We start from the raw sequence: 24395 nt of genomic DNA on the forward strand, positions 1-24395 counted from the left end.
CTTGTGGACGTCACCTTCCAATTCGACTGGCAGGCGGCCTTTGCCTCCATTCCCTTCCTGCTCAAGGGCATTCCCTACACCCTGCTGATCTCCTTCGGCGGCCTGGCCATCGGGTTCCTGATCGGCATCCTCTTCGGGCTGCTCCGAATCAGCCCCATCACCTGGCTGCGCATCCCGGCCGTGGCCTACATCGAGATCTTCCGTGGCACCCCGGTCCTGGTCCAGGTGCTGTTCATCTTCTACGGTCTGCCGCAAATCCTCGGCGGACCGATCAATGCCCTGGTGGCCGGCATCGCCGCCATCGCCGTCAACTCCGGTGCCTACATCTCGGAAATCGTGCGCGGTGGCGTGCAGTCCATCGAGCGCGGCCAGCGTGAGGCGGGTCTGTCGCTCGGCCTGTCGCGACGCCAGACCTTCCGCTACATCATCTGGCCCCAGGCCTTCCGGCGCATGATTCCGGCGCTGGGTAACCAGGGCATCATCAGCATCAAGGACACCTCGCTGTTCTCGGTGATCGGGGTCGGCGAGCTGGTCCGCCAGGGCCAGGTCTACATCGCTACCACCTTCAACGCCCTGGAGGTCTACCTGATGGTCGCCCTGCTCTACCTGGTGATCACCCTGAGCCTCTCGTTTGCGCTGCGCCAGCTGGAGCGCAGGGGCCTGGTCGGACAATAAGGAAAGCGTGACATGAACCAAGACAAGTCCCCTTCCGGTGCCGACCCCATCGTGCGCCTGGACAAGGTCAACAAGTTCTTCGGCGACCTGCATGTGCTGAAGGACATCGATCTGGCGGTCTCGCCCGGGGAAGTGGTGGTAATCGTCGGCGCCAGCGGCTCGGGCAAGTCGACGCTGATCCGCTGCATCAATGGTCTCGAGGAGTTCCAGCAGGGCCATATCGAGGTCGATGGCAACGAGTTGCTGCCCCATGGCAAGGCCGGCCAGGCGCTGCAGAAGATCCGCACCGAGGTCGGCATGGTCTTCCAGCAGTTCAACCTTTTCCCGCACCTGAGCGTGCTCGACAACGTGACCCTGGCGCCCATGAAGGTACGTGGCTGGAGCCGTGCGGATGCCACCGAGACGGCCGAGCGACTGCTCGAGCGGGTGGGCATCAGCGACCAGGCCGCCAAGCATCCCGGACAGCTCTCCGGCGGTCAGCAGCAGCGTGTGGCCCTGGCCCGTGCCCTGGCCATGGAGCCGCGCCTGATGCTGTTCGATGAGCCGACCTCGGCGCTCGACCCGGAGATGATCGGCGAGGTCCTCGATGCCATGCGTGAGCTGGCGCGAGAGGGCATGACCATGATGATCGTGACCCACGAGATGGGCTTCGCCCGGGAGGTGGCCGACCGGGTGATCTTCATCCACCAGGGCGAGATCGCCGAGGAGGGGCCTCCCGGAGAGGTCCTGGATCATCCCCGCAACCAGCCGACCCAGCAGTTCCTGTCGAGGGTACTCAAGCACTGATCCCGCTCACGTGCACCCTCCCGGAAAGGCCCTGTCGTTATCGACAGGGCCTTTTTTTGCCTGTGGACAGAAATTCCGAGAAACCGGGCTCGAACGGCCTGTAACCCCCGTCACAGAGGCAATGGATGAATCAGGGCAGGTTGTTCACAGTCACGGTGACAAGCCGGGTAGGCGACGGTGGACAAGCGGTGAGCGAGTCTCGCTGTGGACAAGCGAGCTTTCCGTCCACAGGCTCCCGACACCTCGTCCGCAGGCAGTCACCCTCATGTCCCGCCAGGAGTCAACACCTCAAGGTATTGAAAAAATTGAGCTTCATACGGTTATCCACCGAAAATGTCCACACCAGTAGTTACTACCACAACAGAACTTCTCTTTTATATTCTGTTTTATTGTTTAGCAGTGAAGAGATGACCATCGGCAGGGACAATCGAGGTGTGGAAAACCCTGACGATTACCCACAGGGGGGGTTATACTGCCCCGCTGATTTCCACTCCTGACTGCAATATCGGCGCCATGCGCCAAGAGGTGACCCTTGGAGTATCCCGACCGCTTTGACGTCATCGTCATCGGCGGCGGCCATGCCGGAACCGAAGCCGCCCTGGCCTCGGCTCGCATGGGCTGTCGGACCCTGCTGCTGACTCACAACATCGAGACCCTCGGCCAGATGTCCTGCAATCCCGCCATCGGCGGGATCGGCAAGAGCCATCTGGTCAAGGAGATCGATGCCCTGGGCGGTGCCATGGGCCTGGCAACCGACCTGGGCGGCATCCAGTTCCGTGTGCTCAATGCCCGCAAGGGACCCGCGGTACGTGCCACCCGGGCCCAGGCCGACCGGGTCCGCTACAAGGCGGCGATTCGCAGCATGCTCGAGACCCAGGCCAACCTGACGCTCTTCCAGCAGGCAGCCGGCGACCTGATCGTCGAGGGCGATACCGTGCGCGGCGTGGTCACCGAGACCGGCATCCGCTTCCTGGCCGAGACCGTGGTGCTGTGCACCGGGACCTTCCTCGGCGGGGTGATCCATATCGGCCTCGACACCAGCCGTGGCGGCCGTGCCGGAGACCCGCCCTCCAATGCCCTGGCCGAGCGGCTGCGGGCGCTACCGTTCAGGGTCGACCGCCTGAAAACGGGAACGCCGCCGCGGCTCGATGCCAGGAGCGTCGATTTCTCCCGTCTCGAGGAGCAGCCCGGCGACAGCCCGACGCCGGTGATGTCCTACCTCGGCAACCGCGAGATGCATCCTCGGCAGGTAAGCTGCCATATCGCGCATACCAACGAGCGGACCCACGAGATCATCCTCGCCAACCTGGATCGTTCGCCGATGTACTCGGGGGTGATCGAAGGGGTCGGCCCACGCTACTGCCCGTCCATCGAGGACAAGGTGCATCGCTTTGCCGACAAGGCGAGCCACCAGGTGTTCATCGAGCCGGAAGGCCTCGATACCCACGAGCTCTACCCCAACGGCATCTCCACCTCGCTGCCCTTCGACGTGCAGTTGCAGGTGGTGCGCTCCATCGCGGGGCTGGAGAACGCTCATATCACCCGGCCGGGCTACGCCATCGAGTACGACTTCTTCGATCCCCGGGATCTGCGCCACTCGCTGGAAACGAAGTTTATCCACAACCTCTATTTCGCCGGTCAGATCAACGGCACCACCGGCTACGAGGAAGCGGGGGCCCAGGGGCTGCTGGCCGGCCTCAACGCCGCGCGGCGGGCCCGCGGGCAGGAGGCCTGGTCACCGCGGCGTGACGAGGCCTACCTGGGCGTGCTGGTCGATGACCTGATCACGCTGGGGACCAAGGAGCCCTACCGCATGTTCACCTCGCGGGCGGAATACCGCCTGCTGCTGCGCGAGGACAACGCCGACATGCGTCTCACCGAGACCGGTCGCGAACTGGGACTCGTGGACGATGCCCGCTGGTCAACCTTTGCCGCCAAGCGCGAGGCAGTCGAGCGCGAGAGCGCGCGCCTGCGGGCCAGCTGGGTGCAGCCGGGTACCCCCGCGGCCGCCCGGGTCGAGGCCAGGACCGGCACGGTGCTCGCGCGCGAATACAGCCTGATGGACCTGCTGCGGCGCCCGGAGCTTGCCTATGGCGATCTCGCCGACCTGCCCGGCATCGAGGGCCATGCGGTCGAGGACGAGGCGGTGGCCGACCAGGTGCAGATCCAGGCCAAGTACCAGGGCTACATCGATCGACAGCAGAACGAGATCGACAAGCTCAAGCGCCACGAGGCCACGCCGCTGCCGGCCGACCTCGACTACCAGCGCGTCGAGGGGCTCTCTAACGAGATCCGCCAGAAGCTCGAGGAGGCACGCCCCGAGACCCTGGCGCAGGCGGGACGCATCTCCGGCGTCACCCCGGCGGCGGTCTCGATCCTGCTGATCCACCTCAAGAAGCGGCGGCTGCTCGACGACAGCCGGGCGGCCAGCGCATGACGTCGGACGAGCAGATCGTCGAGGCGCGCCTCGATGGTGGACTGGCGGCACTGAACATCGGCGTGGATGACGAGCAGCGGCGTCGGCTGTTGGCGCTGGTGGGACTGTTGCACAAGTGGAACCGCGCCTATAACCTCACCGCGGTACGCACGCCGGAGGAGATGGTGACCCGCCACCTCCTCGACAGCGCCGCGGTGTTGCCCTTCGTCCGTGGCCCGGAACTGCTCGACGTGGGCTCGGGGCCGGGCCTGCCGGGACTGGTACTGGCGATCCTCGAGCCGAGTCTCTCGGTCACGCTGCTCGACAGCAACGGCAAGAAGGTACGCTTCCAGCGCCAGGCCGTGATGGAGCTGGGCCTCGGCAACGCCACGCCGGTACAGGCCAGGGTCGAAGCCTTCGAGCCCGTCGCCGGGGGCTATGCCCAGGTGATCTCGCGGGCCTTCTCCAGCCTGGGCGATTTCATCGCGCTGACCGCGCCCCTGGTGGCACCCGATGGCGAATGGCTGGCCATGAAGGGGCCCGCCGTGGATGATGAACTGGCCGGACTGCCCGAGGAGATCGCCGTGACGGCACGACACGACCTCGCGGTGCCCTACGAGGACGGCAGGCGGCAGCTCGTGGTCCTTCGGCACCGGGATGTGACCCAGGCCTGACCCAGAGGCGTCTGTTTCCCCAGCAAGGGAGTTGCCCGTGACCAAGATCATAGCCTTGACCAACCAGAAGGGCGGCGTGGGAAAGACCACCACCGCCGTCAACCTCGCCGCCAGCCTGGCCGCCCTGGACCGCCGCGTGCTGCTGGTCGACCTGGACCCCCAGGGACATGCCACCATGGGCAGTGGCGCCGACAAGCATGATCTGGATGGCAGCGTGCTCGACGTGGTGCTGGGCGAGAAGCGGCCCACCGAGGTGATCCTCGACTGCCCGCAGGCAGGCTATGCGCTGCTGCCCGGCAACGGCGACCTGACCGCCGCCGAGGTGGAACTGCTCGACGGGCATGAGGGGCGCGAGCGCTGCCTGGTCAAGGCCCTGGAGGAGGTGGCCGGCGAATATGACGTGGTGCTGATCGACTGCCCGCCGTCGCTGAACATGCTCACCGTCAATGCCCTGACCGCCGCCGACGGCGTGCTGATCCCGCTGCAGTGCGAATTCTATGCCCTGGAGGGCCTGTCCGCGCTGCTCGATACCGTGGAGCAGATCAAGGACAGCGTGAACCCCCAGATCGAGATCTACGGGATCCTGCGGACCATGTTCGATGCCCGCAACAGCCTCACCCGCGATGTCAGCAAGCAGCTGCGCGACTACTTCGGCGATGCGCTGCTCAAGACCACCATCCCGCGTAACGTGCGGGTCGCCGAGGCACCGAGCCACGGGCTGCCGGTGACCAAGTACGCCCGCTTCTCGCGGGGCAGCCAGGCCCATCGGGTGCTGGCCAAGGAACTGATCCGGCGCCTGTCGCTGTAGGCCGGCCGCCGAATACCGCTGGTAGTGATGAGGGAATGTCGATGACGCGTAAACGCGCCCTGGGACGTGGCCTGGATGCCCTGATCGGTGCCAATGCCCGCCGACGTGAAAGCCTGGACCTGCCCGAGGTCGATACGAGCGAGGCCACGCCGGCCGCGGAATCGCCGGAGAGCCCTGCCGAGGAGCGCCTCGAGCGGCTACCGCTGGGGCAGCTCTCCCGCGGCAAGTATCAGCCGCGCCGTGACATCCAGCCCGAGGCCCTCGAGGAACTGGCCGATTCGATTCGCGCCCAGGGCGTGATGCAGCCCATCGTGGTCCGTCCCGTCGGCGAGGCGCGCTACGAGATCATCGCCGGCGAGCGTCGCTGGCGCGCCGCCCAGCTCGCCGAGCTCGACGTGATCCCCGCGGTGATCCGCGAGGTCAGCGACGAGGTCGCGCTGGCGCTGGCGCTGATCGAGAACATCCAGCGCGAGGACCTCAACCCCGTCGAGGAGGCGATGGCCCTCAAGCGGCTGCTCGAGGAGTTCGCCCTGACCCAGCAGCAGGTGGCCGATGCCGTGGGCCGCTCCCGTGCCCAGGTGGCCAACCTGCTGAGGCTGCTGACGCTGGACCCCGAGGTGCAGACCCTGCTCGAGCGCGGTGACCTGGACATGGGCCATGCCCGGGCGCTGCTGGCACTCTCCGGTGCCAAGCAACGCAAGGCCGCCCATGAGGTGGTCAACAAGGACCTCACCGTCCGAGACACCGAGGCGCTGGTCAAGCGCCTGGCCAGCGGGGAGCCCGCCAGGCAACGGCGCGAGGCGCCGTCCGCGGACGTGGCCGGCCTCGAGACGCGGCTCGCCGAGGTGCTCGGGGCGCCCGTCAAGATCCAGCACGGGCGCGGGGGCAAGGGGCGGGTGACCATCCGCTATGCCAGCCTCGACGAGCTCGATGGCATCCTGGAGCATATCCGGTGAGACTCTCCATCACGGGCCGTCGTCGCCGCTGTCGACAATCCGTCCCCCTTTGGTCGAAGACGGATCCTATATCACCGGAATCGCCGTCGCTCTGGTTGAAGGGGCGGGGGGGGTTCCCTATAATCCGCCGTTGTTTGCCTGTGGGTCGGGGCCCTATGCGAGGGGCATGGCGAGTGGCACATGGCTAGCCTCCCGGCGATGAGACGGCGTCCGAACTATCGCCGACTGCTGCAGGCTCAGGCAGGCGTGGTCGTGGTCATGACGCTCCTCGGCCTGGTGGCAGACGGGCAGAAGGCAGCCATCTCGGCAGTGACCGGTGGGCTCGTCTGTCTTCTTCCCAATCTGTACTTCGTCTGGCGACTCGGCGTTCTGGGGGATGGCCGACAGGCAAGGCGCTTCGTGTCCAGCTTCTATCGGGCCGAAGCGGGCAAGCTCGGTTTGACGGTGGCACTGTTCGCCCTGGTCTTCGCGTCAGTACCCCCCTCAAACCTGGCTTTTTTCTTTGGCGCATACGTGGCGGTCCACTTCATGCACTGGCTGGCTCCCTGGCTGCTGCGTGGATGACCGACCCCAACGAGAGGCAGATCCATGGCTGGCAACAACCCCTCGCCGACCGAGTATATTCAGCACCACCTGCAGAATCTGACCTTCGGCTATCACCCCGAGAACGGCTGGTCGATGGCGCACTCCGCCGCCGAGGCCCAGGAAATGGGCTTCTGGGCCCTTCATCTGGACACCATGGGCTGGTCCATCGCCATGGGCGTGCTGTTCATCTGGCTGTTCCGCAAGGCCGGCAAGGTGGCGACCACCGGGGTGCCGGGCACCCTGCAGAATATCGTCGAGATGGTCTTCGAGTTCGTCGAGAATACCGTCCACGGTGCCTTCCATGGCCGCAACCCGGTCATTGCCCCGCTGGCGCTGACGCTGTTCGTCTGGATCTTCCTGATGAACCTGCTCAAGCTGATCCCGGTGGACTACGTGCCCGAGATCTTCCTGCGCCTCGGCGTCGACTACATGAAGATGGTGCCCACCACCGATCCCAATGCCACCCTGGGCATGGCCCTCGGGGTCTTCCTGCTGATCATCTACTACAGTCTCAAGGTCAAGGGCGTGGGTGGCTTCGCCAAGGAACTCTCGCTCACGCCGTTCAACCACTGGGCGCTGGTGCCCTTCAACCTGCTGCTCGAGGTCATCGGCCTGCTGGTCAAGCCGCTGGGTCTCGGCCTGCGTCTCTTCGGCAACATGTTCGCCGGCGAGGTGATCTTCATCCTCATCGCCCTGCTGCCGTTCTGGGTGATGTGGACGCTGAACGTGCCCTGGGCGATCTTCCATATCCTGGTCATCAGCCTCCAGGCCTTCATCTTCACCGTGCTGTCCGTCGTCTACCTGAGCCAGGCGCACGAACATCACTGAAACGCGCAACACTTGATCAACCCCCAACCTTGAACCTCAACTCGAGAAACTAGGAGCACCACCATGGAACTCGTCTACATTGCTGCCTCCCTCATGATCGGTCTGGGCGCCCTCGGCACCGGCATCGGCTTCGCCATCCTCGGCGGCAAGCTGCTGGAATCCACCGCGCGCCAGCCGGAACTGGGTGACCAGCTGCAGACCAAGACCTTCCTGATGGCCGGCCTGCTGGACGCCGTGCCGATGATCGGTGTCGGTATCGCGATGTACCTGATCTTCGTCGTCGCCGGTTAACGTGCCGCATACCGGGCGCCCTGCGCTCGGTTTGCCTGTTTCCGGTCGCCACGAACCAGTCAGAGGTACATCCCTGTGAATATCAACATGACGCTTATCGGGCAGACGATCGCCTTCGCGATCTTTGTCTGGTTCTGCATAAAGTTTGTGTGGCCGCCGATCAGCAACGCGCTCCACGAACGGCAGCGCAAGATCGCCGATGGCCTCGATGCGGCCAGCCGGGCTTCACGCGACCTCGAGCTCGCCCAGGAGAAGGCGGATGCCACCCTGCGCGAGAGCAAGGAGCAGGCTTCCCAGATCCTCGAGCAGGCCAACAAGCGCTCCTCGCAGATGATCGAGGAGGCCCGCGAGCAGGCCCGCGCCGAAGGTGAGCGCATCGTGGCTTCCGCGCGTGCCGAGATCGACCAGGAAGTCCAGCGTGCCAAGGATGAACTGCGCGCCCAGGTATCGCACCTGGCGGTCTCCGGGGCCGAGCGGGTTCTTGAAGCCTCCGTCGACGAGAAGGCACATCGCAAGCTGCTCGACAAGCTTGCGGCCGAACTGTGAGGAGGTGACCCATGGCGGAACTGTCTACCGTCGCACGACCCTATGCCAAGGCAGCGTTCGACTATGCCCGTGACCAGCAGGCACTGGATGCCTGGTCCGGCTGGCTGGTCACGCTGGGTCGCGTCGTCGCCGTGCGTGATGTCGAGAAGCTTCTGACCCATCCGGGCCTGACCGCCGAGCGCAAGGTGGCCCTGCTGCTGGAGCTGGCGGAAGTCGACATCGACGAGGCGTCGCGTCGCTTCCTCGACACCCTGGGCGAGAAGGGCCGCCTGCCGGCCCTGCCGGCCATCGCCGCACAGTTCGAGCGGCTGCGCGCCGAGCTCGAGAAGCGCGTCGATGTCACCGTGGTCTCGGCCTTCCCGCTCGACGACAAGCAGCAGAACAAGCTCGCCGGTGCGCTCAAGAAGCGCCTGAATCGCGAAATCTCCATTACCACTCAGGTGGACTCCGCGCTTCTCGGTGGCGTCATCCTGCGTGCCGGCGACACCGTCATCGACGGGTCGGTACGCGGTCGACTGACGCGCCTCTCCGAAGCCCTTACCGCCTGAGTCTGAGGGACATGGCATGCAGCAACTGAATCCTTCCGAGATCAGCGACATCATCAAGCAGCGTATCGAGAAGCTGGATGTCGCATCCGAAGCCCGCAATCAGGGCACCATCGTCAGCGTCTCCGACGGCATCGTGAAAGTGCACGGCCTCGAGGACGCGATGTTCGGTGAAATGATCGAGTTCCCCGGCAGCATCTTCGGCATGGTGCTCAACCTCGAGCGCGACTCCGTGGGCGCCGTGGTGCTGGGCGACTACCTGCAGCTCGAAGAGGGCATGACCGCCCAGTGTACCGGCCGTATCCTCGAGGTGCCGGTGGGCCCCGAGCTGGTCGGCCGCGTGGTCGATGCCCTGGGCAACCCCATCGATGGCAAGGGCGACATCAACGCCAAGATGACCGATGCGGTGGAGAAGGTCGCCCCCGGCGTCATCACCCGCCAGTCGGTCGACCAGCCGGTGCAGACGGGCCTCAAGTCCATCGACGCCATGGTGCCGATCGGCCGCGGCCAGCGTGAGCTGATCATCGGCGACCGCCAGATCGGCAAGTCGGCCATCGCCATCGATGCCATCATCAACCAGAAAGGCAAGGGCATCACCTGCGTCTATGTGGCCATCGGCCAGAAGCAGTCGACCATTGCCAACGTGGTGCGCAAGCTCGAGGAGCATGGCGCGATGGAACATACCATCGTGGTCGCTGCCGGCGCCGCCGACCCGGCCCCGATGCAGTTCCTCGCGGCCTACTCCGGCTGCACCATGGGCGAGTACTTCCGCGACCGCGGTGAAGACGCGCTGATCGTCTACGATGACCTCTCCAAGCAGGCCGTGGCCTATCGCCAGGTCTCCCTGCTGCTGCGTCGTCCGCCGGGCCGAGAGGCCTACCCAGGCGACGTCTTCTATCTCCACTCCCGCCTGCTCGAGCGTGCCGCTCGCGTGAACGCCGACTACGTCGAGAAGTTCACCAATGGCGAGGTGACGGGCAAGACCGGCTCGTTGACGGCCCTGCCGATCATCGAGACCCAGGGCGGTGACGTCTCGGCCTTCGTGCCGACCAACGTGATCTCCATCACCGACGGTCAGATCTTCCTCGAGACCGACCTGTTCAACTCGGGCATCCGCCCGGCGATCAACGCCGGTCTCTCGGTGTCCCGTGTCGGCGGTTCGGCCCAGACCAAGATCATCAAGAAGCTCGGCGGCAGCGTGCGTCTGGCCCTGGCCCAGTACCGCGAGCTGGCGGCCTTCGCCCAGTTCGCCTCCGATCTGGACGAGGCCACCCGCAAGCAGCTGGAGCATGGTCAGCGCGTCACCGAGCTGATGAAGCAGAACCAGTACTCGCCGATGTCCGTGGCCGAGATGGCCCTCTCCCTGTATGCCGCCAACGAGGGCTACCTGGATGAGGTCGAGGTCAACAAGGTGCTGGACTTCGAGCGTGCCCTGCGCGACTTCATGAAGGCCGAACACGCCGAGCTGCTCGACAAGATCAACCAGACCGGCGACTACAGCAGCGAGATCCAGGAAGGGCTGAAAGAGGGTCTCGACAAGTTCAAGGCCACTCAGAGCTGGTAATCCCGTTGGCCCGCCCCGCGTGCGGGGCGGGCCCTGGAGCTTTCTGAGTGCCACGAACGGAGTAGATCGCTATGGCAGCTGCAAAAGAGATACGCACCCAGATCGGGAGCATCAAGAACACGCAGAAGATCACCAGCGCCATGGAAATGGTCGCGGCGTCGAAGATGCGCAAGGCCCAGGACCTGATGAAGGCCAGCCAGCCCTATGCGCGTCAGATCCGCAACGTGGTCTCGCATGTCGCCGATGCTAACCCGGAGTACCGCCACCCCTGGATGGTCGAGCGCGACGCCAAGCGGGTCGGCTACATCGTGGTGTCCACCGACCGTGGCCTGTGCGGCGGCCTGAACGTGAACCTGTTCAAGGCCGTGGTCACGGATGCCAAGGCGTGGCGCGACCAGGGGGCGGAGCTCGACTTCTGTGCCCTGGGCAGCAAGGCCGGCACCTTCTTCAAGAGCTACGGGGGCAACCTCGTCGCGGCGAAGAGCGGCCTGGGCGAGTCACCCGAGGTCGAGGACCTGATCGGCAGCGTGAAGGTGATGCTGGATGCCTATGACGAGGGCCAGCTGGACCGGCTGTACGTGGTGTACAACGAGTTCATCAACACCATGACCCAGAAGCCGGTCGTCCGTCAGCTGTTGCCACTGTCGCCCGACATGGGTGCGGAATCGCACGACGAAGAAGATAAGCGTCCCGGTAGCTGGGACTACCTGTATGAGCCGGATGCCAAGGCGCTGCTGGATAGCCTGCTGGTGCGTTTCATCGAATCGCAGGTCTATCAGGCGGTGGTCGAGAACGGGGCCTGCGAGCAGGCCGCGCGGATGATCGCCATGAAGAGTGCCACCGACAACGCCGGCAACCTGATCGACGACCTGGAGATGGTCTACAACAAGGCCCGTCAGGCGGCCATTACCCAGGAAATCTCCGAGATCGTCGGTGGTGCCGCCGCCGTATAGCGCCAGGGGAGGCCATGGCCCTCCCGGCATGCAGGTTTCATTTTCAGGTATTTGAGAGGAACCAAGATGAGCGGACGTATCGTACAAATCATCGGCGCGGTGATTGACGTAGAGTTTCCGCGGGACGATGTGCCCAAGGTCTACGACGCGCTGAAGGTCTCGGATGTCGAGACCATTCTGGAGACCCAGCAGCAGCTGGGCGACGGCGTGGTGCGCACCATCGCCATGGGCTCCACCGAGGGGCTCAAGCGCGGCATGGACGTCACCAACACCGGTGCAGCCATCTCCGTGCCGGTGGGCAAGGAGACGCTGGGCCGCATCATGAACGTGCTCGGCGAGCCCATCGACGAGGCGGGCGAGATCGGCGAGCAGGAGCGCATGCCGATCCACCGCAAGGCACCGGGCTATGCCGACCAGGCGGCCTCCAACGAGCTGCTCGAGACCGGCATCAAGGTCATCGACCTGGTCTGCCCGTTCGCCAAGGGTGGCAAGGTCGGCCTGTTCGGCGGCGCCGGCGTGGGCAAGACCGTCAACATGATGGAGCTGATCCGCAACATCGCCACCGAGCACAGCGGCTACTCGGTCTTCGCGGGTGTCGGCGAGCGTACCCGTGAGGGTAACGACTTCTACCACGAGATGACCGAGTCCAACGTCATCGACAAGGTGTCGCTGGTCTACGGCCAGATGAACGAGCCGCCCGGCAACCGCCTGCGTGTGGCCCTGACCGGCCTGACCATCGCCGAGAAGTTCCGCGATGAAGGCCGCGACGTGCTGCTGTTCGTCGACAACATCTACCGCTATACCCTGGCCGGTACCGAGGTCTCCGCCCTGCTGGGCCGGATGCCCTCCGCGGTGGGCTACCAGCCGACCCTGGCCGAGGAGATGGGTGTGCTCCAGGAGCGCATCACCTCCACCAAGACCGGCTCGATCACCTCCGTGCAGGCCGTCTACGTGCCCGCGGACGACCTGACCGACCCTTCGCCGGCGACTACCTTCTCGCACCTGGATGCCACCGTGGTGCTGGCGCGCTCGATCGCCGAGCTGGGGATCTATCCGGCGATCGATCCGCTGGACTCCACCTCGCGTCAGCTCGACCCGCTGGTCGTCGGCGAGGAGCACTACAACACCGCCCGCGGCGTGCAGAACGTGCTGCAGCGCTACAAGGAGCTCAAGGACATCATCGCGATCCTGGGCATGGACGAGCTGTCCGACGAGGACAAGCTGGCCGTGTACCGGGCGCGCAAGATCCAGCGCTTCCTGTCGCAGCCGTTCTTCGTGGCCGAGGTGTTCACCGGCTCGCCCGGCAAGTACGTGTCCCTGAAGGACACCATCCGCGGCTTCCAGGGCATCCTCGACGGCGAGTACGACGAGCTGCCGGAGCAGGCCTTCTACATGGTCGGCACCATCGACGAGGCCGTCGAGAAAGCCAACCAGATGAAGTAATCCCGTCTACCTGGGAGACGTCGTCATGACGAAAAGCTTCAAGTGCGAGATCGTCAGCGCCGAAGAAGGGATCTTCTCCGGCCAGATCGAGCGCATCATCGCCACCGGGCGCATGGGCGAGCTGGGGATCCTCCCCGGCCACGCTCCGCTGCTGACCGAGCTCAAGCCGGGTCCGGTGCGCGTGCTTCATGATGGCGGCCAGGAGGAGAACTACTACGTCTCGGGAGGCTTCCTGGAAGTCCAGCCGGACGTGGTGACCATCCTGGCCGACGCGGCCACCCGCGCCCATGACCTCGATGAGGCGGCGGCCGAAGAGGCACGCCAGCATGCGCTGAAGAACCTGAACGACAAATCCGCCGAGCTGGACTACACCCGGGCATCGGCCGAGCTGGCCGAGGCCGTGGCCCAGCTGCGCACGATCCAGCAACTGCGCAAGAAGGCCGGCAAGGGCTGATCCCGCCTCGTGCCGTCGACCGCGCCCCCCGAACCCAGCGTCCGGGGGGCGTTGTCGTCTCTGGCCGGCGCCCGACCCTGCCCCGCTTCCGGCTGACGACACGGCGCGCACAGGAGGATAGCCATGTCCCTCGATGACACCCTCAAACCGCATCGTGCGGCGCTGCTGGCCGCCCTGGAGGAAGAGGACGCCGAGCGGCTCGGCGTGCTGCTACGTGAGCTGCGTTCGGCGGACATCGGCGAGATCGTCGAGGACGCCCTGGGCGAGGACGAGGAGGGCCTGCCGGTGGCCCTGTCCCTGCTCGACGGCCTGCCCCTCGAGCGTCGCGCCAATGTGCTGGGTTACCTGCCCGGCGAGGAGCAGCTGGCCGTCGCCGAGGCGATGGAGGACAAGGCGCTGCTGCTGTTGCTCGAGGAGATGGGATCCGACGAGCGTACCGACCTGTTCAAGGTGCTGGACGAGGATCGTCGCGAGGCACTGCTGCGGCGCATGGCCCACCGCGAGCGGGAGGAGCTCAAGCGGCTGGCGAGCTACGAGGAGGGCACCGCCGGCGCGATCATGACCGCGGACTACGTGGCCATCCCGACCGGGATGACCGTCTCCCGTGCGCTGATGCGGGTGCGACAGACGGCCCCGGATGCCGAGACGGTCTACCAGCTCTATATCGTCGACCCCGAGGGGCGCCTGGCCGGCACCCTGTCACTGCGCCAGCTGATGGTGGCGCGCCCCGGGGCCCTGATCGACGACCTAATGATCAAGGACGTGATCAGCGCCGGCGTGGACGAGGCCCAGGAGGAGGTGGCGCGGACCGTCGCCCGCTACGACCTGCTGGCCCTGCCGGTGGTCGACGCCGAGCGGCGCCTGGTGGGCATCGTCACCCATGACGACGCCATGGACGTGGTCGAGTCCGAGGCCACCGAGGATATCCACAAGGGGATGTCCATCGGCGCGCTGGAGGACGGGGTCAGCCGGGTGCCGCTGTGGAGCCTCTACCGCAAGCGGGTCACCTGGCTGGTACTGCTGGTGTTCGGCAACCTCTTCTCCGGGGCCGGCATCGCCTATTTCGAGGAGACCATCGCCGCCCAGGTGGCACTGGTCTTCTTCCTGCCGCTACTGATCGGCAGCGGTGGCAACGCCGGCGCCCAGGCCGCCACCCTGATGGTGCGCGGCATGGCCACCGGCGACGTGGGCGTCAAAGACTGGGGCAAGCTGCTGGGACGCGAGCTGCTGGTGGCGGGCTCCCTGGGGCTGACCATGGCGCTGGCCGTGGCCCCCATCGGGGTGATCCGCGGTGGCGAGGCGGTGGCGATGGTGGTGGCGGTGAGCATGATCTGCATCGTGCTGTTCGGCAGCCTGCTGGGCATGTGCCTGCCCTTCGTGCTCGACCGCCTGGGCTGGGACCCGGCCACCGCCTCGGCGCCGCTGGTGACCACCGTGATCGATGCCTCGGGGGTGGTGATCTACTTCGGCTTCGCCACCGTCATGCTCTCGGGGCTGTGACCCCCTGACGGCGGACAGCCGGGCCGCGGATGTGTATCCTCTGTTTCCGCCGAGGTGCCGGCGCCTTCCACCCACACGGACCGTTACATGGACTGGCTACAGATCGTTGTCCTCTCGATCGTTCAGGGATTGACCGAGTTCCTGCCGATCTCCAGCTCTGCCCACCTGATCCTGGTGCCGGTCTTCACCGACTGGTACGACCAGGGCCTGGTCTTCGACGTCGCCCTGCACATCGGCAGCCTGAGTGCGGTGGTACTCTACTTCCGCAATGAGCTGGTCGGCATGACCGTCAGCTGGTGTCGCAGCGTGGCGGGAAAGGGCTGTGACGAGGACGCGCGACTGGCCTGGTGGGTGATCCTCGCCACCATCCCTGTGGGGCTCGCGGGACTGGCCTTCCAGGACGCCATCGAGGGAATCATGCGCTCGCCGCTGGTCATCGCCGGCGGCCTGATCGGTTTCGGCCTGCTGCTCGCCTACGCCGACTGGCGCCGTCGCGGAACACGCAACGAGTACCAGCTGAGCTGGCAGGATGCCCTCTGGATCGGGCTGGCCCAGGCCCTGGCGCTGATTCCCGGCACCTCTCGTTCCGGCATCACCATGACCGCTGGGCTGCTGCTGGGCCTGAACCGGGAGGGTGCGGCGCGCTTCTCCTTCCTGCTGTCGATCCCGGTGATCGTGCTGGCCGGCGGCCTGGAGATCGTCGGGCTCGCCGGCTCCGCCGGGCCGGTGGACTGGGGCGCCCTGATCATGGGAGCGCTGCTCTCGGGCCTCAGTGCCTATCTCTGCATTCATTTCTTCCTGGTCTTCATCAAGCGCATCGGCATGCAGCCCTTCGTGGTCTACCGCCTGGTGCTGGGTGTTGCCCTGATCTGGCTATTCGGAGGTTCCCCGTCATGAGCGTGTGGCGTCCCCTGTGGCTGCTCCTGTTGATCATTCCGCTGGCGGGCTGTTCCGAACGCGACCGCCCGCTGGACTCCCCGGTGACCCTCGAGGGAGAGACCTTCGGCACCTTCTACCAGGTGACCATCGCTGATTCCCTGACGCGCCGGGAGGCCGACGAGCTCGAAGAGGGGATCCTCACCGAACTCGAGGCGGTGGATGCGGCCATGTCCACCTGGCGCGAGGATTCCGAGCTCATGGCCTTCAATGAGGCCCCGCTGGGCGAGTGGCAGCCGCTCTCCGACGAGCTGGTCGAGGTGCTGGCCATCGGCCAGTCGGTGGCCGAGGCCAGCGACGGGGCCTTCGACATGACCATCGGCGGGCTGGTCAACCTGTGGAGCTTTGGCCCCGAGGCGCGTCCCCGGGAAGTGCCGAGTGAGGCCACCCTGGCCGCACGACTGGCCGAGATCGGCCCCGACAGCCTGGAGGTCGACGATCAGGCGTTCCAGGCCAGGCGCCTGCGCGATGTCTTCGTCGACCTCTCCGGCGTGGCCAAGGGGCATGCCACCGACCGGGTGGCGGCTTACCTGACCCGGCAGGAGCTCGACCACTACCTGGTCAACCTGGGCGGCGAGGTCAAGGTGGCCGGCCATCGCGACACCGAGTCCGCGCCCTGGCGCATCGGCATCGAGATCCCCCGGGATGGCCCCCAGGAGGCCCAGCATGTGCTGCCCCTGGAGGACATCGCGGTGGCCACCTCGGGCGACTATCGCAACTACTTCGAGCACGACGGCCAGCGCTATTCCCACACCCTGGACCCGCGCACCGGGCGCCCCATCGACCATCGCCTGGCCTCGGTGACCGTCGTCCACCCCTCCGATGCCTGGGCCGACGCCTGGGCCACCGCCCTGCTGGTGCTTGGCGAGGAAGCGGGCATGGCGCTGGCCCGGGAGCGGGAACTCGCGGTGCTGATGCTGGTGCGCCAGGGCGAGGGCTGGGCGAGCCTCGCCAGCCCGGCCTTTTTGGATCACTTCGGCCGCGAGGCCGTCGATGAACTCGGCGCGACCGTGGTCGATGGACCGGCATCCGGCATGGCGGCGGAGGCGGGACGCCCCCTAGAATAGACGGGATGAGATGAACCAGGACAAGGAGTCATGATGACGCTCGACGTGGTGATACTGGCAGCGGGGCAGGGAACCCGCATGCGCTCGACCCGGCCCAAGGTGCTCCACCGCCTGGCCGGCAAGCCGATGGTGCGTCACGTGATCGACACCGCCCGGGGGCTCGAGGCCGAGCGTACCCATGTGGTGGTCGGGCACGGGGCCGAGCAGGTCCGCGAGGCGCTGGCCGACTGCCGGGTGCACTACGCCCTGCAGGCTGAGCAGAAGGGCACCGGCCATGCGGTGGCCCAGACCCTGGAGGCGCTCGGCGAGGGCCGGGTGCTGGTGCTCTACGGCGACGTGCCGCTGATCCGCCGCGAGACCCTGGTCGAGCTGCTGGCCCACGTCGATGAGCGACACCTGGGCCTGCTCACCGTGACCCTGGAGGACCCCGCGGGCTACGGACGCATCCTGCGCAACGCCGCCGGTGAGGTGGTGGCCATCGTCGAGCACAAGGATGCCTCCGAGACCGAGCGGGCCGTTCGCGAGTGCAATACCGGCATCATGGCCATGACCGCCGCCCAGCTGCGGCGCTGGCTGCCGCGCCTCTCCGCCGACAACGCCCAGGGCGAGTACTACCTGACCGACATCATCGCCATGGCCGCCGCCGAGGGAGTGAGCATCGCCACCGCCCAGCCGGCGCGACCGCTGGAGGTCGAGGGCGTCAACAATCGCGCCCAGATGGCCCGTCTGGAGCGCGCCCACCAGCACGACATCGCCGAGCGACTGATGGAGCAGGGAGTGGCCCTCGCCGACCCGTCGCGCCTCGATGTGCGCGGCCGCCTGACCTGCGGCCATGACGTGGAGATCGACGTGGGCTGCGTCTTCGAGGGCGAGGTGGAACTGGGCGAGGGGGTGCACATCGGGCCCCACTGCGTGATCCGCGACAGCCATGTCGGCGCCGAGAGCGTGATCGAATCCCACAGCGTCCTCGACGGGGCGGTGGTGGCCGGCCGCAATCGCATCGGCCCCTTCGCCCGGCTGCGCCCCGGCTCGCGGCTGGCGGTGGGGGCCCGGGTCGGCAACTTCGTCGAGACCAAGAACGTCGAGGTGGGCGAGGGCAGCAAGATCAACCACCTCAGCTATGTGGGCGACGCCCGGCTCGGGCACGACGTCAACATCGGCGCCGGGACCATCACCTGCAACTACGATGGCGTCAACAAGCACCTCACCGAGATCGGTGACGAGGCCTTCATCGGCTCTAACACGGCGCTGGTGGCGCCGGTCAGTGTCGGCAAGGGCGCCACCGTGGGGGCCGGGTCGACCATCAGCAAGGATGTCGCCGACAACGCCCTGGCCGTCTCCCGGGGCCGCCAGGTCAGCAAGGCCGACTGGCCGCGTCCCGCCAAGCGCCAGGAACCCTGAGGAGAGGTCATATGTGTGGAATCGTCGGTGCGGTTGCCGAACGCAACGTTCAGGGGATCCTGCTGGAGGGGCTCAAGCGCCTGGAATACCGCGGCTATGACTCCGCCGGGATGGCGGTGCTCGACCCGGAGGGGCGCCTGCAGCGGCGGCGCGCCCTGGGCAAGGTGGCGGCCCTGGAGGAGCGCCTGGTCGCCGAGCCGCTGCCGGGGCACAGCGGGATCGCCCATACGCGCTGGGCGACCCATGGCCGCCCCAGCGAGGTGAATGCCCATCCGCACCAGTCCGGCGAGCGCCTGGCGGTGGTGCACAACGGCATCATCGAGAACCACGAGGCCCTGCGCCGTGAGCTCGAGGCCGAGGGCTATGCCTTCACCTCCGAGACCGACACCGAGGTGATCGCCCACCTGCTGGAGCGGGAGAGCCGCGAGGCCGGTGACCTGCTTACCGCCGTGCGGCGGGTACTGGCCCGGCTGGACGGTGCCTATGCACTGGGGGTGATCCATGCCGAGGAACCCGATGTCGTCATCGGCGCCCGCAAGGGCAGCCCGCTGGTGGTGGGGGTGGGCATCGGCGAGGCCTTCCTGGCCTCCGACCCCCTGGCCCTGCTGCAGGTCACCGACCGCTTCATCTACCTCCAGGAGGGCGATGCGGTGCGCCTCGCCGCCGGCGGGCGCATCGAGGTGTTCGATGCCCGGGGCATGCCGGTCGAGCGCGAGGTGCAGACCTTCGAGCATGGCGACGGGGCGGCCAGCAAGGGCGACTATCGCCACTTCATGCTCAAGGAGATCCACGAGCAGCCGATGGTGATCGCGGCCGCCCTGGAGGGGCGCCTGGGCGAGCGCTCGGTGCTGGTGGAGAGCTTCGGCCCCGAGGCCGAGGCCCTCTTCCGGCAGGTCAGACAGATCCATATCGTCGCCTGCGGCACCAGCTACCATGCCGGCATGGTGGCCCGCTACTGGCTCGAGCGCTATGCCGGGGTGCCGGTGCAGGTGGAGGTCGCCTCGGAGTATCGCTATCGCCAGGTGGTGGTGCCCGAGGGGACTCTCTTCGTGACGCTCTCGCAGTCCGGCGAGACCGCCGATACCCTGGCGGCACTGCGCTTCGCGCGGGAGCGCGGCTATCTCGCCAGCCTGGCGATCTGCAACGTGCCGGGCAGCTCGCTGGTGCGCGAGTCGGACCTGACCCTGATGACCCAGGCCGGGCCCGAGATCGGCGTGGCCTCCACCAAGGCCTTCACCACCCAGCTTACCGCCCTGATGCTGCTGACCCTGGCGCTGGGCCGGGTACGAGGCCTGGCCGAGGCCGAGCAGGCAAGCCTGGTCCAGGGGCTGCGTGAACTGCCCGGCCTGGTGGCACGGGTACTGGAGCTGGACCCGGCCATCGAGCGGCTCTCCATGGCCTTCGCCGAGAAGCACCACGCCCTCTTCCTGGGCCGCGGCGCCCACTTTCCCATCGCCCTGGAGGGTGCGCTCAAGCTCAAGGAGATCTCCTATATCCACGCCGAGGCCTACCCGGCGGGCGAGCTCAAGCACGGTCCGCTGGCGCTGGTCGACAGCGAGATGCCGGTCGTTTCCGTGGCGCCCAACGACGAGCTCCTCGACAAGCTCAAGTCCAACCTCCAGGAGGTGCGCGCCCGCGGCGGCGAGCTCTTCGTCTTCGCTGATGAGCAGGTGGGGCTGAACGAGGAGGAGCACGTGCACGTGCTGCGCCTGCCCCATGTGCACGAGGCGCTGGCGCCGATCCTCTATACGCTGCCGCTGCAGCTGCTCAGCTACCACGTGGCGGTGCTCAAGGGTACCGACGTGGACCAGCCGCGCAACCTGGCCAAGTCCGTCACCGTGGAGTGAGCCCGCTGGATGCCCTGCCGCGCCTGAACCTGGGCCTGCCCATGTGGGCCAATCCCGACTGGCGCGGCGGGCTCTATCCGCCCCATGGCGGCAGCGAGGGCTGGCTCGCCGACTACGCGCGGGTGTTCGCCACCGTGGAGGGCAACACCACCTTCTACAGCGGCGCACCGCGGGAGGCGACGGTGGCGACCTGGGCCCGCCAGGCGCCACCGGGCTTTCGCTTCTGCTTCAAGCTGCCGGCGAGCCTGACCCACGAGCGGCGTCTCGCCGGCATCGAGGCCGACCTCGATGCCTTCCTCGAGGCGCTCTCTCCGCTGCATGACCGGCTCGGCCCGATGATGGTCCAGTTGCCCCGGGACTTCGGTCCCGACGAGCTGCCCCGGCTGGAACATCTGCTGGCACGCTGGCCGGCAGGGATTCCCTGTGCGGTGGAAGTGCGCCACAGGGAATTTTTCCACAAGGGGAGGGCCGAGAAGGCCCTCAACGGAATGTTGATAACTTACGGCGCGAACCGCGTGATGCTCGACGTGCGCCCGCTCTTCGCCACTGCCCCCGGCGCGCATCCGGGACTCCAGCACGCCCAGGCCGAGAAGCCGAGAGTCCCATTACACGTGCTTTCCACGGGAGACTGCCCGCTGGTGCGCTTCATCGGCCACCTGGACAGCGACCTCAACGAGCGCTGTTTCACGCCCTGGATCGAACGTCTCATCCTGTGGATAAATCAGGGGAAAACCCCTTACCTGATGGTGCACACCCCGGACAACCACGGGGCGCCGGAACTGGCGCGCCGCCTGCATTCCCGGCTTTGTGAACGCTGTTCGCTACCTCCCCTCGAGGCCTTCGCCGGCGAGCGCCAGACGACGCTCTTCTAGTCGCACTTCGGGCTCTCGCTCTACGCCCAAAGGGGGAGGCAATAATCTTGCCGCCGTGACTGGCCATCGAGCGTTTGATCGGATAGTTTTATGGGCCGGTGTGCCAATACCCATGGATATTGACTGGATCCTGCGCATAACCCGCGTGGATCTTGCGAGTATCGGGCACCCGGGCATCTCCCGTTCCCTGCCGCACCGGCCCGGGACGCGCGAGACGCGACACGGCAGCGATCCTGCCTGGATCCTGTCATGCTCTGGACGGCGTCGTGTGAACCATGGCGCCCTGGACGTGGCAATGACAAGCACAAGCCGTCATCGCGCCCGACCGGCCGTTGGCGACACGTACACTCAGGGTGAAACATGTCGAAACTCTCCCACGCACAGTGGTCATCGAAGATGGCCTTCATTCTGGCTGCCACCGGTTCGGCGGTGGGGCTGGGCAATATCTGGCGCTTTTCCTACATGGTGGGTGACAGCGGGGGCGCAGCCTTCGTGCTCATCTACCTGGCCTGTGTGGCCCTGGTGGGGCTGCCGATCCTGGTGGCGGAATGGCTGATCGGCCGCCGTGGCCAGGAAAACCCGATCAACTCCATGGTCGACCTGGCCCGCAAGAATGGCCGACTGCCTGCCTGGGCGCTGGTCGGGGCCAGCGGGGTGCTGGCCGCCTTCCTGATCCTCTCCTTCTACAGCGTGATCGGTGGCTGGTCGCTCTCCTATACCCTAGGGTCGGTGACCGGCGCCTTTACCGGCCAGGATGCCGATGGCGTCAGCGCGATCTTCACCGGTTTGCTGGGCAACCCGCTGGCCCTGACCCTGTGGCATACCGCCTTCATGGCGCTGGTGGTCTGGATCGTGGCGCGAGGCGTCACCAAGGGCCTGGAGGGCGCCGTGCGCACCCTGATGCCGGCACTGGTGGTGCTGATGCTGGTGCTGGTGGGCTACGGCATGACCACCGGTCATTTCGGCGAGGCGCTGGCCTTCATGTTTAGCCCCGACTGGGGGGCGGTCACTGGCGAGGTGGTGCTGGCGGCCATGGGCCAGGCCTTCTTCACCCTGTCGCTGGGCATGGGCATCATGATGGCCTATGGCTCCTACCTGGGCGAGGACGTCAACCTGATCGGCACGGCCCGGACGGTGATCATCCTGGATACCGCCATCGCCCTGCTGGCGGGCCTGGCCATCTTCCCCATCGTCTTCGCCAACGGTCTGAGCCCGGGCGAGGGGCCCGGCCTGATCTTCGTCACCCTGCCGCTGGCCTTCGGCAACATGACCGGTGGCATGATCCTCGGCCTGATGTTCTTCCTGCTGCTGACCTTCGCCGCACTGACCTCGGCGATCTCGCTGCTGGAGCCGGTGGTGGAGCTGATGGAGGAGCGCACCCCGCTCTCCCGCGTGTCGGCCACCCTGGTCGGCGGCGTGGCGGTCTGGGCGCTGGGCATCGCGGCGCTGATGTCGTTCAACGTCTGGGACGACTTCCTGATCCTGGGCCTGAACGTCTTCGACCTGCTGGATACCTTCACCAGCAAGTTCCTGCTGCCGCTGACCGGCCTGGGGGCCATCCTGTTCGTGGCCTGGCGGCTGGACCGCGACAGCGTGGCGGCCGAGCTGAACCTCTCCGGCGGGCAGGCGACGCTGTGGCATCTGGTGTCCCGCTTCGTGGCACCGGTCGGCGTGATCCTGGTCTTCGTCTCGAGCCTCTGAGCCGGGAGCGCCGGAGGGACCGGCGCGACGTCCCCTCAACGAGCCCCGCTTCGGCGGGGCTCGTTGCGTGATGCGGCGTCAGTGCATCTCGTCTTCCGCCAGCTCCTCGTCGGGGAGCGGGGCGATGTCCCGGGTCAGGCGCTTGAATTCGTTGTGCAGTTCGATGCCGCGCCGGGCGCGCAGGTTGCGCTGGGCGGCGGTGCGTGAACGCTGTTCGTGTTCGACGACTTCCATGCTCATGAAGATGTCGAGAAGCTCACTCTTGAGGGAGGATAACCGTTCGACATTGCGCATGATCGACTCTCCTGAAAGATTCGCGACACTGCATTTCTTACTATACCCCACTTGACAGAATGATGACGGCGCATGCTGCGAGCGCACAACGCTGTACCAACGCTCGCCGAATGCCATGGCATTTTGGCCCGCGCTGGCGCCCAAGTGCGCATCGGCCGTCGGCTTGGGGCATACTGTAAGCCTGAACACGCCAATGTTTCCGCCGCCTCGCCCTTGTCGCGGGGCGGCCAGCCCGCAAGGAGTCCCGCGTGAGCCGCGCCCTGTTCGATGAGATGAGACGTCGCATGGAGCACTTCCGCCGCTCCGAGCAGAAGGTCGCGCGCTTCGTGCTGCGCCAGCCCGAGGAAGTGATCCACATGCGCATCGTCGACCTGGCCACCGAGGCCAAGGTCAGCGAGCCTACCGTGGTGCGCTTCTGTCGCGCCCTGGGATGCAACGGCTTCCAGGACTTCAAGCTCCAGCTGGCGCAGATGCTGGCCTCAGGCAGCCAGTTCGCCCAGTTCTCGATGAACGACAGCGACTCGGTGGCGGAATTCTCCCAGAGCATCTTCGACTCCACCGTAGGGACGCTGCTCTCGGTGCGCGACCGACTCGACAACGAGGCCCTGAGCCAGGCCATCAATGCCCTGGCCATGGCCAACCGGGTGGAGTTCTACGGCTTCGGTGCCTCCGGCGCCGTGGCCTTCGATGCCCAGCACAAGTTCTTCCGCCTGCAGATCTCCACCGCGGCCTACGCCGACCCGCACATGCAGAACATGTCGGCGGTGACCCTGAAGGAGGGTGACGTGGTGGTGGCGATCTCCCAGACCGGCCGTACCCGGGCGCTGGTGGCCAGCGTGCGCCTGGCCCGCGAGGCCGGCGCCACGGTGATAGGCCTCTGCCCCAGCGGCTCGCCACTGGCCGAGGAGGTCACCCTGCCGCTCTACATCGATGTCCACGAGGACACCGAGATCTATACCCCGATGAGCTCGCGCATCGCCCACCTGGTGCTCATCGACGTGCTGGCGGTGGGCGTGGCCAAGACCCGTGGCCCGAAACTCGCCGAGCAGCTCCGCGAAGTGAAGAAGAGCCTCAACCCGCTGCGCTTCCCGGAGCAGGAGGGAAAGCCCTAGGCCTTCGGCAAGCGCCGAGCTTCAAGGAGCAAGCCGCCAAGCTGTAAGGAAGCCACCTTGTGGGCTGCCGCGAGGGGCACACACTTCCTTGCCCCTTGCCCCTTGCCCCTTGCCCCTTGCCCCTTGCCCCTTGCCCCTTGC

General features: G+C 66.6%; 24 protein-coding genes. 23 read left to right on the forward strand and 1 reads right to left on the reverse strand.

Annotated elements, in window-relative coordinates:
* The first annotated feature begins 3 nt into the window (after positions 1-3).
* The 22 genes from QLQ83_RS02115 (at position 4) to QLQ83_RS02220 (ending at position 22848) form a co-directional block, all read left to right on the forward strand.
* Positions 4-675, forward strand: coding sequence for an amino acid ABC transporter permease (locus tag QLQ83_RS02115; RefSeq protein ID WP_282733927.1), 672 nt, complete (start codon positions 4-6; stop codon positions 673-675).
* A 12-nt stretch (positions 676-687) separates the two neighbouring features.
* Positions 688-1461 carry an amino acid ABC transporter ATP-binding protein gene (locus QLQ83_RS02120; protein WP_282733928.1) on the forward strand — a complete coding sequence of 258 codons (774 nt, stop codon included), beginning with the start codon at positions 688-690 and terminating at the stop codon, positions 1459-1461.
* Positions 1462-1993: 532 nt separating this feature from the next.
* Positions 1994-3898 (forward strand): tRNA uridine-5-carboxymethylaminomethyl(34) synthesis enzyme MnmG, encoded by a 1905-nt coding sequence (mnmG, locus tag QLQ83_RS02125; protein ID WP_282733929.1) that lies wholly within the window; start codon positions 1994-1996, stop codon positions 3896-3898.
* On the forward strand, positions 3895-4551 hold the full coding sequence (gene rsmG, locus QLQ83_RS02130) for a 16S rRNA (guanine(527)-N(7))-methyltransferase RsmG (protein ID WP_282733930.1): 657 nt from the start codon (positions 3895-3897) through the stop codon (positions 4549-4551). The genes mnmG and rsmG overlap by 4 nt, the downstream gene beginning before the upstream one ends.
* 37 nt (positions 4552-4588) lie before the next feature.
* A complete protein-coding gene (locus tag QLQ83_RS02135) occupies positions 4589-5359 on the forward strand; it encodes a ParA family protein (RefSeq protein ID WP_282733931.1) in 771 nt (256 codons plus the stop codon).
* Positions 5360-5400: 41 nt separating this feature from the next.
* Complete coding sequence (locus QLQ83_RS02140; RefSeq protein ID WP_282733932.1) at positions 5401-6315, forward strand: ParB/RepB/Spo0J family partition protein; 915 nt, start codon at positions 5401-5403, stop codon at positions 6313-6315.
* A 180-nt stretch (positions 6316-6495) separates the two neighbouring features.
* Complete coding sequence (locus QLQ83_RS02145) at positions 6496-6879, forward strand: ATP synthase subunit I (protein ID WP_282733933.1); 384 nt, start codon at positions 6496-6498, stop codon at positions 6877-6879.
* A gap of 24 nt (positions 6880-6903) precedes the next feature.
* Positions 6904-7728, forward strand: a complete 825-nt coding sequence (gene atpB / locus QLQ83_RS02150) for a F0F1 ATP synthase subunit A (RefSeq protein WP_282733934.1) — start codon at positions 6904-6906, stop codon at positions 7726-7728.
* Between the two features lie 63 nt (positions 7729-7791).
* Positions 7792-8019 carry a F0F1 ATP synthase subunit C gene (gene atpE / locus QLQ83_RS02155; protein ID WP_023006402.1) on the forward strand — a complete coding sequence of 76 codons (228 nt, stop codon included), beginning with the start codon at positions 7792-7794 and terminating at the stop codon, positions 8017-8019.
* A gap of 75 nt (positions 8020-8094) precedes the next feature.
* Entirely contained in the window at positions 8095-8565 is a 471-nt protein-coding gene (locus tag QLQ83_RS02160; RefSeq protein WP_106231173.1) for a F0F1 ATP synthase subunit B, read from the forward strand.
* Between the two features lie 11 nt (positions 8566-8576).
* Positions 8577-9113: a F0F1 ATP synthase subunit delta gene (locus tag QLQ83_RS02165; RefSeq protein ID WP_282733935.1), complete on the forward strand. Its 537-nt coding sequence runs from the start codon at positions 8577-8579 to the stop codon at positions 9111-9113.
* A gap of 16 nt (positions 9114-9129) precedes the next feature.
* A complete protein-coding gene (gene atpA, locus QLQ83_RS02170; protein ID WP_282733936.1) occupies positions 9130-10674 on the forward strand; it encodes a F0F1 ATP synthase subunit alpha in 1545 nt (514 codons plus the stop codon).
* Between the two features lie 71 nt (positions 10675-10745).
* Positions 10746-11627: a F0F1 ATP synthase subunit gamma gene (gene atpG, locus QLQ83_RS02175; protein ID WP_282733937.1), complete on the forward strand. Its 882-nt coding sequence runs from the start codon at positions 10746-10748 to the stop codon at positions 11625-11627.
* A gap of 66 nt (positions 11628-11693) precedes the next feature.
* Positions 11694-13070 (forward strand): F0F1 ATP synthase subunit beta, encoded by a 1377-nt coding sequence (gene atpD / locus QLQ83_RS02180; protein ID WP_282733938.1) that lies wholly within the window; start codon positions 11694-11696, stop codon positions 13068-13070.
* Positions 13071-13095: 25 nt separating this feature from the next.
* The gene (locus tag QLQ83_RS02185) at positions 13096-13524 is read left to right on the forward strand and encodes a F0F1 ATP synthase subunit epsilon (RefSeq protein WP_089712490.1); all 429 of its coding nucleotides are present in this window, start codon (positions 13096-13098) and stop codon (positions 13522-13524) included.
* Positions 13525-13647: 123 nt separating this feature from the next.
* A complete protein-coding gene (gene mgtE / locus QLQ83_RS02190) occupies positions 13648-15024 on the forward strand; it encodes a magnesium transporter (protein ID WP_282733939.1) in 1377 nt (458 codons plus the stop codon).
* 87 nt (positions 15025-15111) lie between these two features.
* The gene (locus QLQ83_RS02195; RefSeq protein ID WP_282733940.1) at positions 15112-15921 is read left to right on the forward strand and encodes an undecaprenyl-diphosphate phosphatase; all 810 of its coding nucleotides are present in this window, start codon (positions 15112-15114) and stop codon (positions 15919-15921) included.
* Positions 15918-17027 carry an FAD:protein FMN transferase gene (locus tag QLQ83_RS02200; protein WP_282733941.1) on the forward strand — a complete coding sequence of 370 codons (1110 nt, stop codon included), beginning with the start codon at positions 15918-15920 and terminating at the stop codon, positions 17025-17027. Before QLQ83_RS02195 ends, QLQ83_RS02200 begins: the two co-directional genes overlap by 4 nt.
* 33 nt (positions 17028-17060) lie before the next feature.
* Positions 17061-18428, forward strand: coding sequence for a bifunctional UDP-N-acetylglucosamine diphosphorylase/glucosamine-1-phosphate N-acetyltransferase GlmU (glmU, locus tag QLQ83_RS02205; protein WP_282734012.1), 1368 nt, complete (start codon positions 17061-17063; stop codon positions 18426-18428).
* An 11-nt stretch (positions 18429-18439) separates the two neighbouring features.
* On the forward strand, positions 18440-20275 hold the full coding sequence (gene glmS, locus QLQ83_RS02210) for a glutamine--fructose-6-phosphate transaminase (isomerizing) (protein ID WP_282733942.1): 1836 nt from the start codon (positions 18440-18442) through the stop codon (positions 20273-20275).
* A 41-nt stretch (positions 20276-20316) separates the two neighbouring features.
* Positions 20317-21147, forward strand: a complete 831-nt coding sequence (locus QLQ83_RS02215) for a DUF72 domain-containing protein (protein ID WP_282734013.1) — start codon at positions 20317-20319, stop codon at positions 21145-21147.
* A 360-nt stretch (positions 21148-21507) separates the two neighbouring features.
* Positions 21508-22848 carry a sodium-dependent transporter gene (locus tag QLQ83_RS02220; RefSeq protein WP_282733943.1) on the forward strand — a complete coding sequence of 447 codons (1341 nt, stop codon included), beginning with the start codon at positions 21508-21510 and terminating at the stop codon, positions 22846-22848.
* Between the two features lie 78 nt (positions 22849-22926).
* On the opposite strand, the gene QLQ83_RS02225 is transcribed toward QLQ83_RS02220, so the two are convergent.
* Positions 22927-23142, reverse strand: a complete 216-nt coding sequence (locus QLQ83_RS02225; protein ID WP_282733944.1) for a PA3496 family putative envelope integrity protein — start codon at positions 23140-23142, stop codon at positions 22927-22929.
* Between the two features lie 248 nt (positions 23143-23390).
* Between QLQ83_RS02225 and hexR the strand changes: the two genes are divergently transcribed.
* The gene (hexR, locus tag QLQ83_RS02230) at positions 23391-24254 is read left to right on the forward strand and encodes a transcriptional regulator HexR (RefSeq protein ID WP_133637165.1); all 864 of its coding nucleotides are present in this window, start codon (positions 23391-23393) and stop codon (positions 24252-24254) included.
* The last annotated feature ends 141 nt before the right edge of the window (positions 24255-24395 follow it).

Origin of the sequence: Halomonas rhizosphaerae (genome assembly GCF_030010555.1) — a bacterium.
In the GTDB taxonomy this organism is placed as follows: Bacteria; Pseudomonadota; Gammaproteobacteria; order Pseudomonadales; family Halomonadaceae; genus Halomonas; species Halomonas rhizosphaerae.

Coding starts and splice junctions, on each gene's coding strand:
- QLQ83_RS02120 (WP_282733928.1), top strand. CDS start 688: ATGAACCAAGACAAGTCCCCTTCCGGTGCCGACCCCATCGTGCGCCTG.
- rsmG (WP_282733930.1), top strand. CDS start 3,895: ATGACGTCGGACGAGCAGATCGTCGAGGCGCGCCTCGATGGTGGACTG.
- QLQ83_RS02140 (WP_282733932.1), top strand. CDS start 5,401: ATGACGCGTAAACGCGCCCTGGGACGTGGCCTGGATGCCCTGATCGGT.
- QLQ83_RS02145 (WP_282733933.1), top strand. CDS start 6,496: ATGGCTAGCCTCCCGGCGATGAGACGGCGTCCGAACTATCGCCGACTG.
- atpB (WP_282733934.1), top strand. CDS start 6,904: ATGGCTGGCAACAACCCCTCGCCGACCGAGTATATTCAGCACCACCTG.
- atpE (WP_023006402.1), top strand. CDS start 7,792: ATGGAACTCGTCTACATTGCTGCCTCCCTCATGATCGGTCTGGGCGCC.
- QLQ83_RS02165 (WP_282733935.1), top strand. CDS start 8,577: ATGGCGGAACTGTCTACCGTCGCACGACCCTATGCCAAGGCAGCGTTC.
- atpA (WP_282733936.1), top strand. CDS start 9,130: ATGCAGCAACTGAATCCTTCCGAGATCAGCGACATCATCAAGCAGCGT.
- atpG (WP_282733937.1), top strand. CDS start 10,746: ATGGCAGCTGCAAAAGAGATACGCACCCAGATCGGGAGCATCAAGAAC.
- atpD (WP_282733938.1), top strand. CDS start 11,694: ATGAGCGGACGTATCGTACAAATCATCGGCGCGGTGATTGACGTAGAG.
- QLQ83_RS02185 (WP_089712490.1), top strand. CDS start 13,096: ATGACGAAAAGCTTCAAGTGCGAGATCGTCAGCGCCGAAGAAGGGATC.
- mgtE (WP_282733939.1), top strand. CDS start 13,648: ATGTCCCTCGATGACACCCTCAAACCGCATCGTGCGGCGCTGCTGGCC.
- QLQ83_RS02195 (WP_282733940.1), top strand. CDS start 15,112: ATGGACTGGCTACAGATCGTTGTCCTCTCGATCGTTCAGGGATTGACC.
- QLQ83_RS02200 (WP_282733941.1), top strand. CDS start 15,918: ATGAGCGTGTGGCGTCCCCTGTGGCTGCTCCTGTTGATCATTCCGCTG.
- glmU (WP_282734012.1), top strand. CDS start 17,061: ATGACGCTCGACGTGGTGATACTGGCAGCGGGGCAGGGAACCCGCATG.
- glmS (WP_282733942.1), top strand. CDS start 18,440: ATGTGTGGAATCGTCGGTGCGGTTGCCGAACGCAACGTTCAGGGGATC.
- QLQ83_RS02215 (WP_282734013.1), top strand. CDS start 20,317: ATGTGGGCCAATCCCGACTGGCGCGGCGGGCTCTATCCGCCCCATGGC.
- QLQ83_RS02220 (WP_282733943.1), top strand. CDS start 21,508: ATGTCGAAACTCTCCCACGCACAGTGGTCATCGAAGATGGCCTTCATT.
- QLQ83_RS02225 (WP_282733944.1), bottom strand. CDS start 23,142: ATGCGCAATGTCGAACGGTTATCCTCCCTCAAGAGTGAGCTTCTCGAC.